Raw genomic sequence first — 13249 nt, forward strand, 5'->3', positions numbered from 1 at the left:
GGCTAAACAGCCATAAATAAATATACCACAGATAATAAGGGCACTCAAGCCTTAATTGTCCTCATCATCCTTTTCTTCCATATCAAGTTTCAGGTCCTGCAACATGATCTGCTGCTCACGGTTCAACGGGGCGGTCTTCAAAAGGTCGGGACGGCGCTCTAAAGTCCGCTTTAACGACTCCCGCATCCGCCATTCCTTGATCTTCTGGTGGTTGCCGCTCGTCAGAACTTCAGGCACCTTCATCCCCCGGAAGTCAGCCGGCCTTGTGTATTGAGGATATTCCAATAAGCCGTTGGAGAAGGAATCGCCCATTGGGGACGCTTGATTACCCAACACACCAGGAACGAAGCGCACGGTGGCATCGATCATCACCATTGCCGCCAATTCACCGCCAGTCAGTACATAGTCGCCTAAGGAAGCCTCGTCGGTCACCAGGTGACGAATCCGCTCGTCATAGCCTTCGTAGTGACCACAGATAAACGTCAAGTGCTCCTCTTGGGCCAGTTCTTTGGCATAGGCTTGGTCAAAGCGGCGGCCAGCCGGATCCATCAAAATTACCCGACCTGGTTCATAATGGGCTTCTTTGGCCTGTTTTTGCACCGCGTCCATGGCATCAAAAATTGGCTGGGCTTGCAGCAGCATGCCGGCACCACCGCCAAAGGGTGCGTCATCAACATGATTGTGCTTATCAGTCGTGTACTGACGAAAATCAGTAACATTAATATCGATAAAGCCATTTTCCTGCGCATGGCCAACCATTGATTCACCCATGGTCGCCTTAAACATATCAGGGAAGAGACTGAGAATATCAATCCGCATTATTCAAGACCCTCCATTAATTCAACAATGACCTTTTGCTCATCCAAGTCGACCTTTTTGATGACATCCTTGATGACCGGTAACAGGAGGTCCTTTTTATTTGGTCGTTCAACAACCCAGACGTCATTTGCTCCGGGAGCCATAATCTCCTTGATCTTGCCTAAAGGACGGCCATCAGTAGTTTCAACCTGCAGGCCAATGATCTGGTGGTAATAATAAGCACCATCCTCAAGTGGCTGCTGCTGATCCTCAGCGACTGATAAGAAACAATTGCGGAATGGTTCAACGTCATTAATGTTGTCGTATTCGGCAAACTTCAGCAGCTGCATGCCCTTATGCGGCCGGGCTTGTTCCACGGTGACTGGAACCAGTTGATCACCCTTTTCAATCATCAGTGAAGCACCCTGCTTGAAACGCTCATCGGCAAAGTCAGTGATCGAGACCACCTTTACTTCGCCACGAATCCCATGCGTGTTGACAATCCTACCCACATGGTAATAGTGATTCTTTTCCATAATGGCTCATCCCCTTCTAGCATTTTCGTGTCGTGCAAATTATAACATTGTGGATTAGTTACGCTCAGTTGATTAACTATGGGCAAATTAAAAAGGATCGGCAGACGTGCCGGTCCTTTTTGTTTTAATGGCGGTGATCATTAATGACTAACCTGATCTTTTTGTCATTTACCCGCTTATTACGTGCACCTTCAACCACCGTGCGTAACGCGCTGGCTACGTGCCCCTGCCGACCAATTACCCGACCGACATCAGCAGGATCAACATCGAGAACATACTCATGATAACGATTGCTGTCGCGCTTAGTGACGTTTACCCGGTCTGGATAACGTACTAAAGGCTTCACCAAAGTCTCGATGAGTTTTGGAAAATCTGTTGTCAACATGACCATCATCCACTACTTCTTAGCGTACTTAGCTTCGTGATACTTCTTCATCACACCAGCCTTTTGCAGCATGTTGCGAACAGTATCAGAAGGCTGTGCACCTTTTTGCAACCAATCCATCACAGCGTCTTCGTCGAACTTAATCTGCTTTGGAGTAGTCAATGGGTTGTAGTAACCAAGACTAGTGATAAAACGGCCATCACGTGGTGAACGTGAGTCGGCAACCACGATCCGGTAGAATGGGCGCCGCTTAGAGCCCATCCGCTTCAAACGAATCTTAACTGACATCAATGACACCTCCTTGAATTTATTTCTAACAGCTAATAATATAACAAGTTTTCAAATGAATGTAAAGGGATTTTTCTTGACAGTCTTCAGCATTTTTCAAAAAGCAGTTAACTGCCCATTACAATAGCGCATTCTAGTGTTTACGGCGCAATCGACGCAGCTTCTTGATCCGCTTCATCTTATCCTTCTTCATCTTCCGGGCCATCCGGTTCATTGCCATCTGCCCCATCTTGCCACCCGGCATGGCGCCACCCATCATGTTCTGCATGGCACCAAAGTTACCGTTAGTGATCTGCTTCATCATCTTGCGCATCTGGTTGAACTGCTTGATCATCCGGTTGACTTCCACAATCGGGCGTCCAGAACCGGCTGCTAAACGACGGCGGCGACTCGGACTCATCAAGTCAGGGTCTTCCCGCTCGGCCGGTGTCATCGACTGAATGATGGCCTTAATGTGGACAAAGGTCTTGGGATCCATGTGCATGTTCTTCAAGGCCGGATTATTGGCCATGCCCGGGATCATCTTCATGATGTTTTCCATTGGGCCCATCTTTGTGACTTGATCCAACTGGGCAACAAAGTCATTGTAGTCGAATTCGTTGGCCCGCATCTTGTCCATTGCTTCTTGGGCCTGTTCTTCGTCAACGTTCTTCTGGGCCTTTTCAATCAAGGTCAGCATGTCACCCATGCCCAAGATCCGGGAAGCCATCCGGTCAGGGTGGAAGACGTCCAAGTCAGACATCTTTTCACCTTCACCGACAAACTTGATCGGCTTGCCAGTAACGGCCCGAATTGACATGGCAGCACCACCACGGGTGTCACCATCCAGCTTGGTCAGAACAACACCAGTAATATCCAGTTTGTCATCAAAGCCCTGGGCAGTGTTGACTGCGTTTTGACCAGTCATCGCATCAACAACCAGCAGGATTTCATCTGGGTGGGCCAGCTCTTTGATTTGGGCCAACTCATTCATCAATGTTTCATCGATTTGCAGACGACCAGCGGTATCGATGATGACGTAATCGTTCTTGTCTTCGTGGGCCTTGGCTAACCCTTCTTTGACGATCTGAACAGGGTTTTCATCCGTCCCCTTTTGGAAGACTGGTACATCGATGGAATCCGCCACCTGTTGCAGTTGAGTAATGGCGGCTGGCCGGTAAACATCGGCGGCGATGAACAGTGGGCGGGCATGCTGCTCCTCTTTCAGGCGCTTGGCCAGTTTCCCGGCAGTGGTCGTTTTACCGGCACCTTGCAGCCCAACCATCATGATGACAGTCGGAATATGGTCGGCTTTGTTCAACGGGACAGCTTCCTGACCCATCAATTCGGTCAATTGTTCATCAACGATCTTGACGATTTGCTGTGCCGGGTTCAGGCCCTTAAGCACTTCGGCCCCTGCCGCCTTTTGACGAACGGTCTTTACGAAGTCCTTGACAACCTTGAAGTTGACGTCGGCTTCCAAGAGGGCCATCCGGATTTCCCGCATTGTTTCACGCAGGTCTTCCTCCGTCACTTTCGGTTTGCGGCGTAATTTTTCCATCGCCTTCTGCAGGCGTTCGGTTAGTCCTTCAAATGCCATGAATCTTTACTCCTCTTCCAACGTTTCCATCCCGTTAACCAGCTTATTCAAGTATTGGTCATCCGGGTAATGATCTTGCACATACTGCTTAATCTGGTCCGCTTGCTCATTACGCTTAACAAAGTCGCGGTACAAATGCAGCTTCTGTTCGTAGTCTTCAAGCGCCTTCACTGTGCGTTTGATATTATCATAAACTGCCTGTCGTGACACGGCAAAGTTCTCAGCGATTTCTCCCAGCGAATAATCATCCGCATAGTAGAGTTCAATATATTCCTCCTGCTTATCGGTCAAGAGGGGCTGATAGAACTCCAGGAGAGCATTCACACGTTCATTTTTGGCTAGTTCCATGCGACCACCTGCTTATTATTCATTGACTAAGCCCTTGAAGAGCCCATAGACAAACTCGCTAGCGTCGAAGTCAGCTAAGTCATCGACATGTTCACCCAAGCCCACCAATTTAACTGGTAGGTGCAGTTCATTACGGATTGCCAGTACGATGCCGCCCCGGGCAGTCCCGTCGAGCTTGGTCAACACAATCCCGGTGACGTCGGTACTTTCCTTGAACATCTTGGCCTGGGTCAGCGCATTCTGACCAGTCGTGGCGTCCAGAACCAGCAAGACTTCGTGCGGTGCGTCTGGAATCTCACGTGACAGAATCCGCTTCATCTTGGCCAACTCGTTCATCAGGTTGACCTTATTCTGCAGCCGCCCGGCAGTATCAACGAGCAAGAAGTCGTAATTCTCTGCCTTGGCCTTCTTAACACCATCAAAGACTACTGCCGCTGGGTCGCCGTTTTCTGGGCCGGTAACAATATCGACCCCGTCACGTTTTGCCCAGACATCCAGCTGTTCAACGGCACCCGCCCGGAACGTGTCAGCAGCCGCAAGCAAAACTTTCTTGCCCTGACGCTTGTAACGGGCGGCCAGCTTACCAATGGTGGTCGTCTTGCCGGCACCGTTGACACCGACAAACATGATCACCGTTGGGCCACTCTTGGCGTAGTTAATTTCGTTGTTCTCACCGTTGCCAGCTTCTTCATATAAAGAAACCATCTTTTCGATGATCACGTTGGAAACTTCCTGCTTGCTCTTGGCATTTTGCAGCTTAACTTCTTCCTGCAAGGAGTCGCTGAGCTTCATTGCCATGTCGTAGCCAACATCAGACTCGATCATCAAATCTTCCAGATCATCAAAGAAGTCTTCGTCAACGTGGCGGAAGTTGGCTAAGAAACGGTTCAACCGGGCACCAAAGCCGGTTCGTGACTTCTCCAGTCCCCGATCATAACGTTCCTCTTCGGTCTGCTTTGGCTCTTCACTCTGCTGTGCCTCCTCGCTTTTGGCACTGCTGGAAGTAGGAGCTTCGCTATTGGCTGCTACACTGGCCGCTTCAGCTTCATCAGCTTCACTAGTCGATTCAGCAGACTCACTTGCCTCAGCACTGACCGCGGATTCTTCTGAAGCAGCCGCCGATTCAGCTTGAGCAGCTGAACTGGCCTCATTGTTTTCACTATTGGCGCTTTCGGTTGCTGTTGACTCAGCGGCACTGTTTGCTTCACTAGTGTCGGCTTGACTGGCGCTTGCGGATGCTTCCGGCTCAGTACTTGCCGACGCCACTGAGCTTGATGATGCACTTTGGCTCACTGCTGCACTGGAACTGGTTGTTTCACTGGCAGTTGATTCAGCAGGCTGGGCAACACTAGCAGATTCAGCACTCGTGACACTGCTAGCTGCTTGCGATTCAGTAGATTCAACAGGCTTTTCGCTGGCCGAACTAGCGGCCTCCGACTTTTTCTTACGGCGGAAAATATCAAATAATCCCATTGTTCAACCTCCGTCTTTATTGTTCTTTTTCTGATTCCAGAGCCTTTTTGACATCCACCGAGACTACTCGAGAAATGCCTGACTCCTGCATGGTTACCCCGTAAAGGACGTCCGCATTGCGCATGGTCCCTTTCCGGTGGGTGATCACGATGAACTGTGGGCCACTGTTGCCAAACTTATCCAGATAGTTGGCAAATCGATCCACATTGACATCATCCAATGCGGCTTCGGGTTCGTCAAGGATGGCAAACGGTACCGGCCGCACTTTCAAGATCGCGAACAACAATGCGATCGCGGTCAAGGCCTTTTCACCACCTGATAACAGGCTCAATTGCTGGTTCTTCTTGCCCGGTGGTTGGGCCATAATCTCGACCCCAGTAGTCAACGGCTGATCTGGTTCGGTCAAGACCAATTTTGCCTGGCCGCCAGCAAAGATCTGCTCAAAGGTGGTGCTAAATGACTGCGACACCTTGTGATATGCGTCCATGAAGCGGTCCTTCACCTGCTGGTCCATTTCGGCCATCGTCTTCTCCAGCTGTTCCTTGGCTGATAAGAGGTCGTTTTGCTGACCAGTCAGGAAGTCATAACGCTGCGAGACCTGCTTGTATTCTTCGATGGAACCCAGGTTAACATCACCCAGGTCGGCCAAGCCACGATGCAGCAGCTTGATCTGCCGGTTCAGTTCGCTATCCGGCAAATCACTCTGATCGATCTTGGCCTCATCCAGGGTCATGCTGTAGCGTTCACTTAAGCGGTTCAGGCCGTTGTCAATCTGTGCTTCCAGCCGGCCTTTCTGGTCATTGTGCTTCGACAGATCGTTCAAGGCTGCCTTTTCGAGTTCCTGCAGGCGTTCGTTTTCTGCACTGGCTTGTTGCATGTCATCACGCGCAGTTTTCAGTTCCTGATCCAGACTCTGAATGGCTTCCTTTGCAGCACTCAACTTTGCCTGGGCAGTGGCTAATTCCTGCTTACGGTCGGTCTGCTGGCCCTCCCGATCTGCGTTATCCTGTGCCAGGTCATCCTGGGTCTTTTGATTGGCCGCCAATTGGGATTGCAAATCTTGACACCGGTCCTGCAGGCGCTTGACGTTGTCTTGGTATTGCTTCAACCGTTCACTAACAATGGCCAGTTGCCGCTCCAATTCGTGCTGTTGGTCTTGCTTGGCCGAAGTATCTTCGGTTAACTGATCTAGCTGCTGCTTAACCGCTACACTTTGCGTCTTCAAGTCACTCAGTTTCTGATTGGCAGCCTGCTCATCGTTAGCATTCTGCTTCAACTTGGCCGCATAGTCCTCATCACTGGCCTGGTTGGTGGCAAAGGTCAAGGCCTGGACCTGCCGTTTCAATTCTTGTAAACGACTTTGCCCCAGTTTAACCGTAGCCTGCAATTGACTGTTAGCCGACCGTTGTTGCTGATACTGATGCTGCAGCTGCTGAAAGGCCTGTTGACTGGCATCCGCGGCCTGCTTTAATTGACTGACCTTTTCTTCCAGTTGACTGGCCGTTTGCTGATTCTGACGCAACTCAGCCGTCAATGCCTGTTCACGTTGCTGCTGGCTTAAAAGACCGATCCGCTTCTGATGGCTGGCCCCACCGGTCATGGCACCACTGGCGTTGATCAGTTGACCATCCAGGGTGACAACCCGTAATTGGTGCCGACCTTCGTTAGCGATAACCGTCGCGTGCTGCAAGTTGTCAGCGACGACCGTGTTAGCCAATAAGTGGTCGATCACCACCTGAATCGATGAGTCATATTTAATCAACGACGGCGCCCAACCACAGAAGCCGGGCAGATTCCGTACCTGGCTGAGGGTCCGTGGTCGAAAGCCGCCCCGCAACGTGTTCAGCGGCAGGATCGTTGCCCGACCATCACGGGTTTTCATCAGATAGTGGATAATTTCCTGCCCATCGCGTTGGGTCCTAACAACCAGCTGTTGCAACTGGCTCCCCAGCACCGTTTCAAAGGCCTGCGTGTATTGCGTTGGCACATCGATCAACTCGCTGACGGGTCCCAACAGGCCGGGAAACTGTTGCCGCTGCTTCAAAACGTGGGCCACCCCGCCATAATAACCGGTGTAATCGGCCATCATGGCTTTGAAGTTTTGCAATTGGCGCTTGACCGACTCGGCATTACCTAACGCCTGATACCAATTCTTTTGCTGTTGTTGGTAGGATCCGGCCAGTTGCTGGGCTTGTCCCTGTTCCTTCTGCAGTCGTGCTTGCAAGTCATTCAGCTTACTCGTCGAAGTCGACAATGACTGCGTTTGCTCTGCAAGATCTTTTTCCTGCTTGTTCAGCAATTGCTGACGCTGGTTCAGCTCCTCTTTGCTTTGGGAGGCCTGGTTTTGAGCCCGGTCATGGGTCTGCTGGATAAAGGTCTTCTGGTTGTGGATGCTGGTCAGCTGTTGCATCAAGTCGACCTGCTGCCCCTGCAAATCTTCCAGCTGCTGGTTTAGTTTTTGGGCGCGTTCCTTGGTCCCCATCGACTGCAGGTCTTGCAAATCCTGCTTGAGTTTTGTCTGCTGATCACGCTGAGCTGCCAACTGCTTCTTGGCCGCCGTTAATTCAGCGTTTTCGCTAGTTAACTGCTGCTTAAGTGCGGCTGCTTCGTCTTTTAAGCGCTGGCATTCCTTTTCCCATTGTTGGTGACGAACAGTGGCCAACGACTGCTGATTCTTTAAGGCCGCAATTTCTTCGACCTTAGCGGTGACCAGCTGCTGTTGCTCATCCTTATCACGACTCAATTGGTCATTTTGGGCTTGCAACTGGGCAACGCGTTGTTTGCTGGCATCCGCCTTTTTCTGGTAGTCTTCGGCCATCTTCTGTGAGGCAGTCAATTCTTGCTTTAGTTGATCGAGTGCTTGACGGTGACTGATCACGTCCCGAACGGTTTTCGTCCGGTCAAATTGATCCAGCCGCTTTTTCTGTTCCAAGTAATCTTGGGCCAATGACGACTGTTCCTCTAAGGGGCCAATTCTTTCTTTCAGGTCCGCAATGATATCGTTGACCCGGTTCAGGTTATCGGTGGTATCAGCTAACCGCTTTTGCGCCGTCTGCTTGTTGGCCTTGTATTTGGCAACGCCCGCCACCGTTTCAATGATTTGACGACGATCAGATGGTTGACCGTTGAAGACGGCTGCCACCCGCCCTTGGGAAATGATGGAGAACGATTCTCGGCCGATGCCGGAATCCATAAACAAGTCGACAACGTCTTTCAAACGCACTTGCCGATCATTGATCAAGTACTCACTGTCGCCATTACGATAAAGTTTGCGTGTGACGGTGATTTCAGAAAAGTCGCTTTGCAGGTAATGGTCACTGTTATCCAATGTGATCTTGACCAATGCCCGGTTTAGCGGGTGGTGGTCCTTGGAGCCGTTGAAGATCACGTCGACCATCTTGCCGCCCCGCAGCGTCTTGGCCGATTGTTCACCCATCACCCAGCGGATGGCTTCGATAATGTTACTTTTCCCACTGCCATTGGGACCGATTATCCCAGTCATCCCTGGCTGGAACTTTATCACTGTCTTATGGGCAAATGATTTAAAACCATCGATTTCTAATGACAATAATCGCATTCAACACTCACCATCTTATTTTTTCTGTTTCCGCAAAGTCGTTAATGCGGCTTTGGCGGCGGCCATTTCGGCATGTTTCTTCGAACTGCCGCTGCCCATTCCAATCACTTTACCATTGGCGCTGACGTTGACCTTGAATACGGGGGCGTTTTCGGAGCCCGTTTCTGCCAACAAGTGGTATTCGATGTCCACATCGCCGTCACGCTGCAAGAATTCCTGCAGACTGGTCTTAGCGTCCACTGCATGGTCAAACCAACCCATGTCTAGCTTAGGGAAGATGACCCGGTGAATGAACTTCTCCACCGCATCACGGCCTTGGTCCAAGTAGAGCGCACCGATAAAGGATTCAAAGATGTCGCAGAGTAAACCCGGACGTTGACGGGCACCGGCCATTTCTTCACCGCGACCTAAACGGATGTACTGGTCAAAATGACATTCCTTAGCAAATTTAGAAAAACTATCCTCACAAACCATTGCTGCCCGCAGACGGGTTAACTTTCCCTGAGGCAGTTGTGGATAGCGTTTATAAATATACTCAGAAACGAATAGCTGCAAAACAGCGTCACCTAAGAATTCAATCCGTTCGTAGAATTTCAGGCCCTGGTTCGGGTGCTCATTGACGTAGGAAGCCTGGGTGAAGGCCTCGGCTAAGAGTGAAGGATCCTTGAATTCAATGCCGTATTCTTTCTTCAGATATGCTTGTAACTCGCTAATCATTTACCTTTCCTTTCCGAAAAAAAGCCGCTGACGAAGAATGCTTCATCGCGGCTCGTAATTGTATGCCAGTTATTTGGCTTGGTGATCGTAGATGTAATCAACCACTTCACCAATAGTGCTTAATTTTTCAGCTTCATCATCATCGATGGTCGCCCCGAAGGCATCTTCAACCTCCAGCACGAATTCAACAAAATCAATCGAGTCAGCGTCTAGATCCGTCTTCAAATTTAAATCATCGGTAATCTTTGCCCGATCAATATCGAAATGATCAGCCACGATAGCTGATACTTTATCAAAGATTTCTTTCTTCTCCATCGCTATTACCTCTTACAGTTGTTTAAGCTAACGTTCTTATTTTATTAGTTTTTTTGGTCATTGTCCACGTTTTTAGGTTTAAAGTATGCAACCGTCTTTTCAATCACATGTGAATTGATCATTTCGTGGATCTGTTCAATGGTCTTATCAACCGCCTTGGCATCGGAGGCACCATGCGTCTTAACGACTGGCGCATTCAATCCCAGGAGGACTGCCCCGCCATACGTGGACGTTGACATCAGGTGGCCGATATGGTGAAAGACCGGCTTCAAAAGCAGATAACCAAGTTTAGCTCGCAAGCCGCCATTCATGATGCCGTCCTTAATAAGGGTGAGAAACATCTTGGCAGTTCCTTCAGTAGCCTTCAAGGCCGCATTAGCAGTCCAACCATCAGAAACCACCACATCGGCCTTGCCAAACAGGAGGTCCCCACTCTCGACGTTGCCGACGAAATTCAGATCTTTTTGTTGAGCCAGTTGAGCGTGAACTTCCTTATGCAGAGTATCACCCTTATCGGCTTCGGCACCGTTGTTTAACAGTGCGACCCGCGGATGGTCAACTCCCAAGACGTTTTCGGCATAGAAGCGACCCAGGTGGGCGAACTGCAATAAATTCTTCTCCTTGCTTTCGGCATTGGCACCCGAGTCAAGGTAAACAAAACCATGCCGCTTAGAGCCGGGCTGGGTGATTGGCAACACACTGGTCAGCCCAGGACGATCAATCCCCTTGATGCGACCAACAATGAAAATACCGGCAGCCAAGACCGCACCAGTATTACCAGCAGAGAAAAAGGCATCCGCTTCGCCCTTCTTTACCGCCATTGCGGCCCGCACGATTGACGAATCCTTCTTGTGGCGAATTGCCCGTACCGGTTCTTCGCCCATCGAGATCGTTTCGGTGGTCTTCACCAAGCTGATCCGTTCGTCATTGTGCACCAACGGCTTGACCTGTTCCGGATCACCATAAAGGAGAAATTCGATGTCCTTAAAACGGTCGCGCGCTTGCTCAACTCCTTGAACGATTGCTTGGGGAGCATTGTCGCCACCCATTGCATCAACAGCAATTTTCATACTCTTCCCTCATTTCGTTTAATCAAAGTGTGTACTTAGTTCATGCCGCTGCAGGTAAAGGACCAGGGGCTGGTTCTCATCTTTCTTGTCCCAGTCAGGCGTTTTCAGAAGGTTTTCTGCATCCGACCGAGCCACCTGCAGCATTTTAAGATCAGCAATCGGATCGCCGACTTTGAAGTCTGGAACCCCGGACTGCTTTTTGCCCAGGATATCACCTGAACCACGCAGTTCCAAGTCTTTTTGGGCGACCACAAAGCCATCCGTTGTGGCCACCATCGTCTTCATGCGTGCGACCCCCTCTTCCGTCTTAGGGTCCGCAACGAGCAGACAGTAGCTTTGCTTGTCGCCACGACCAACCCGGCCACGCAACTGGTGCAGCTGAGCCAGGCCGAAGCGATCGGCGTCATAAATCAGCATGACCGTGGCATTGGGGTTATCGACCCCCACTTCGATCACGGTCGTGGCCACCAAAACGTCGATCTTGCCATCCGCAAACGACCGCATGGCTTGTCCCTTCTCGTCTGCGTCCATACGCCCGTGCAAAAGCCCCACTTTGTATTGGGGTTCAAAATACTGGGCATAGCGCTCATAGAGGTCGGTCGCGTTTTGGACATCCAACTTTTCCGACTGTTCAATCAACGGCGAAACAACGTATGCTTGAGCACCTTGAGCCAATTGATTCTTTAAGAACATTAATGCTTGTTCGGACTGATCGGATTTCAACCAGGTGGTCTTGACCGGCAGCCGGCCCTGCGGCATTTCATCAATGACCGAAACATCCATTTCCCCGTAACTGGTAATTGCCAAGGTCCGTGGAATTGGGGTCGCGGTCATGGCCAACACATCGGGTGACTTGCCCTTTTCCCGCAAAAGCTGGCGTTGTTGAACCCCAAATCGGTGCTGCTCGTCGATAATTGCCAGGCCGAGGTTGGCAAAATGAACCGGATCCTGAATCAAAGCATGCGTTCCGATGATCAGGTTGATCTCTCCTGACGCCACCTTTTCCAGAAACAGACGGTGTTCCTTAGCGGTCATGGAACCGGTCAACAGGCCAACATGAACATGGGTGCCGGCAAATATTTTGGCCAGCTTGGTCGCATGCTGGTTAGCCAGAATTTCAGTTGGCGCCATCAGAGCCGCTTGATAACCGGCAATGATCGTCGCATAGATGGCAATCGCGGCTACGATCGTCTTTCCGGAGCCCACGTCACCTTGCAACAGGCGGTTCATTTGATAAGGACTGCGCAGGTCACGACAAATCTCATTGACAACCCGCTTCTGGGCATGCGTCAGCTCAAAGGGGATAGTCTTGATGAAGTCCCTGAGTTCTGAATTGTTGTACAAGATTCGATTGCCATCTTCTTGACGGTGTGCCAGACGAATGGCCTGCAGGCGGAGCTGAAAGAGGAAAAACTCTTCATAAGCCGCAGTCCGGCGTGCTGCCTTGGCTGCCGCCCCATCTTTTGGAAAATGCATGTCATGAATCATCGTCTTGCGATCCAACAACTGATACTGTTGGCGCAGGTGAATGGGCAACAAGGTGGCAATCACGTCGCTATACTTGTTGAAGGCTTGTTTGATTAGCTTCCGTAACGTTGCTTGCCGCACATGCTTGTTGACGGGGTAGATGGCCCCCATTGACTGCTCATTATTCGCACTCACCAGCTTGGCCCCCATGATCTCCTGGCGACCACGGTTCCAAGTTCCCAGAACTGTGACATCCGCATTCAAGACCGCCTGCTTCTTCAAGTAGGGTTGGTTGAAGTAAACCACATTGACCACACCATGACCAGCCGTCAAACGGAATGCCAGACGATTACGGTGGTAACCAAACCGCGTCAACAAAGGCTCGGAAATGATCGTGCCATGGACCGTCACTTTCTGTTTGTCAGCGGCCTGCTCAAGGTTGGTCGGGGCAAAGTCATCATAGCGGGAAGGAAAGTAGGTCAACAGGTCGCCAATTGTGTTGATTTCCAAAGTGGCTAGGGCATCCGCGGTTTTCGCACCGACACCCGTCAGTTTGGCCACTGGGTCTTGCAAACTTTTCATCAGACTTCCCTCCCTTGCTCAATATTCACAATGTCCATTTTAACATTCTTGCGATCTTCTCGCGATGTCAAAAAACGGGCCGTGATCGTAACCACAGCCCGTGAACTTTTGTTA

General features: G+C 50.5%; 12 protein-coding genes. All 12 read right to left on the reverse strand.

The genetic code is table 11. The features are described 5' to 3' along the window. Positions 1-51: 51 nt before the first annotated feature. A complete protein-coding gene (gene trmD, locus IV45_RS02605; protein ID WP_057740464.1) occupies positions 52-819 on the reverse strand; it encodes a tRNA (guanosine(37)-N1)-methyltransferase TrmD in 768 nt (255 codons plus the stop codon). Further along, positions 819-1334 (reverse strand): ribosome maturation factor RimM, encoded by a 516-nt coding sequence (rimM, locus tag IV45_RS02610; RefSeq protein ID WP_057740466.1) that lies wholly within the window; start codon positions 1332-1334, stop codon positions 819-821. Before rimM ends, trmD begins: the two co-directional genes overlap by 1 nt. A 124-nt stretch (positions 1335-1458) precedes the next feature. Continuing rightward, on the reverse strand, positions 1459-1719 hold the full coding sequence (locus IV45_RS02615) for a KH domain-containing protein (protein WP_057740722.1): 261 nt from the start codon (positions 1717-1719) through the stop codon (positions 1459-1461). 12 nt (positions 1720-1731) lie between these two features. Next, on the reverse strand, positions 1732-2007 hold the full coding sequence (rpsP, locus tag IV45_RS02620; RefSeq protein ID WP_057740468.1) for a 30S ribosomal protein S16: 276 nt from the start codon (positions 2005-2007) through the stop codon (positions 1732-1734). Positions 2008-2140: 133 nt separating this feature from the next. After that, a complete protein-coding gene (gene ffh / locus IV45_RS02625) occupies positions 2141-3586 on the reverse strand; it encodes a signal recognition particle protein (RefSeq protein ID WP_057740470.1) in 1446 nt (481 codons plus the stop codon). Between the two features lie 6 nt (positions 3587-3592). Continuing rightward, a complete protein-coding gene (locus IV45_RS07975) occupies positions 3593-3934 on the reverse strand; it encodes a putative DNA-binding protein (protein WP_057740471.1) in 342 nt (113 codons plus the stop codon). 15 nt (positions 3935-3949) lie between these two features. Continuing rightward, positions 3950-5407: a signal recognition particle-docking protein FtsY gene (ftsY, locus tag IV45_RS02635; protein WP_057740472.1), complete on the reverse strand. Its 1458-nt coding sequence runs from the start codon at positions 5405-5407 to the stop codon at positions 3950-3952. Positions 5408-5423: 16 nt separating this feature from the next. Next, a complete protein-coding gene (smc, locus tag IV45_RS02640; RefSeq protein WP_057740474.1) occupies positions 5424-8984 on the reverse strand; it encodes a chromosome segregation protein SMC in 3561 nt (1186 codons plus the stop codon). A gap of 15 nt (positions 8985-8999) precedes the next feature. Beyond that, positions 9000-9701: a ribonuclease III gene (rnc, locus tag IV45_RS02645; RefSeq protein ID WP_057740475.1), complete on the reverse strand. Its 702-nt coding sequence runs from the start codon at positions 9699-9701 to the stop codon at positions 9000-9002. A 69-nt stretch (positions 9702-9770) separates the two neighbouring features. After that, complete coding sequence (gene acpP, locus IV45_RS02650) at positions 9771-10016, reverse strand: acyl carrier protein (RefSeq protein WP_057740477.1); 246 nt, start codon at positions 10014-10016, stop codon at positions 9771-9773. Positions 10017-10060: 44 nt separating this feature from the next. Beyond that, positions 10061-11086, reverse strand: a complete 1026-nt coding sequence (gene plsX / locus IV45_RS02655; RefSeq protein ID WP_057740479.1) for a phosphate acyltransferase PlsX — start codon at positions 11084-11086, stop codon at positions 10061-10063. An 18-nt stretch (positions 11087-11104) separates the two neighbouring features. After that, complete coding sequence (gene recG, locus IV45_RS02660) at positions 11105-13135, reverse strand: ATP-dependent DNA helicase RecG (protein WP_057740480.1); 2031 nt, start codon at positions 13133-13135, stop codon at positions 11105-11107. Between the last annotated feature and the right edge of the window lie 114 nt (positions 13136-13249).

The sequence above is a fragment of the Limosilactobacillus secaliphilus genome, from assembly GCF_001437055.1.
Taxonomy (GTDB): Bacteria; Bacillota; Bacilli; order Lactobacillales; family Lactobacillaceae; genus Limosilactobacillus; species Limosilactobacillus secaliphilus.

Excerpts from the sequence above, each read along its gene's own strand:
- trmD (WP_057740464.1), bottom strand. The coding sequence starts at position 819 with ATGCGGATTGATATTCTCAGTCTCTTCCCTGATATGTTTAAGGCGACC.
- rimM (WP_057740466.1), bottom strand. The coding sequence starts at position 1,334 with ATGGAAAAGAATCACTATTACCATGTGGGTAGGATTGTCAACACGCAT.
- IV45_RS02615 (WP_057740722.1), bottom strand. The coding sequence starts at position 1,719 with ATGTTGACAACAGATTTTCCAAAACTCATCGAGACTTTGGTGAAGCCT.
- rpsP (WP_057740468.1), bottom strand. The coding sequence starts at position 2,007 with ATGTCAGTTAAGATTCGTTTGAAGCGGATGGGCTCTAAGCGGCGCCCA.
- ffh (WP_057740470.1), bottom strand. The coding sequence starts at position 3,586 with ATGGCATTTGAAGGACTAACCGAACGCCTGCAGAAGGCGATGGAAAAA.
- IV45_RS07975 (WP_057740471.1), bottom strand. The coding sequence starts at position 3,934 with ATGGAACTAGCCAAAAATGAACGTGTGAATGCTCTCCTGGAGTTCTAT.
- ftsY (WP_057740472.1), bottom strand. The coding sequence starts at position 5,407 with ATGGGATTATTTGATATTTTCCGCCGTAAGAAAAAGTCGGAGGCCGCT.
- smc (WP_057740474.1), bottom strand. The coding sequence starts at position 8,984 with ATGCGATTATTGTCATTAGAAATCGATGGTTTTAAATCATTTGCCCAT.
- rnc (WP_057740475.1), bottom strand. The coding sequence starts at position 9,701 with ATGATTAGCGAGTTACAAGCATATCTGAAGAAAGAATACGGCATTGAA.
- acpP (WP_057740477.1), bottom strand. The coding sequence starts at position 10,016 with ATGGAGAAGAAAGAAATCTTTGATAAAGTATCAGCTATCGTGGCTGAT.
- plsX (WP_057740479.1), bottom strand. The coding sequence starts at position 11,086 with ATGAAAATTGCTGTTGATGCAATGGGTGGCGACAATGCTCCCCAAGCA.
- recG (WP_057740480.1), bottom strand. The coding sequence starts at position 13,135 with ATGAAAAGTTTGCAAGACCCAGTGGCCAAACTGACGGGTGTCGGTGCG.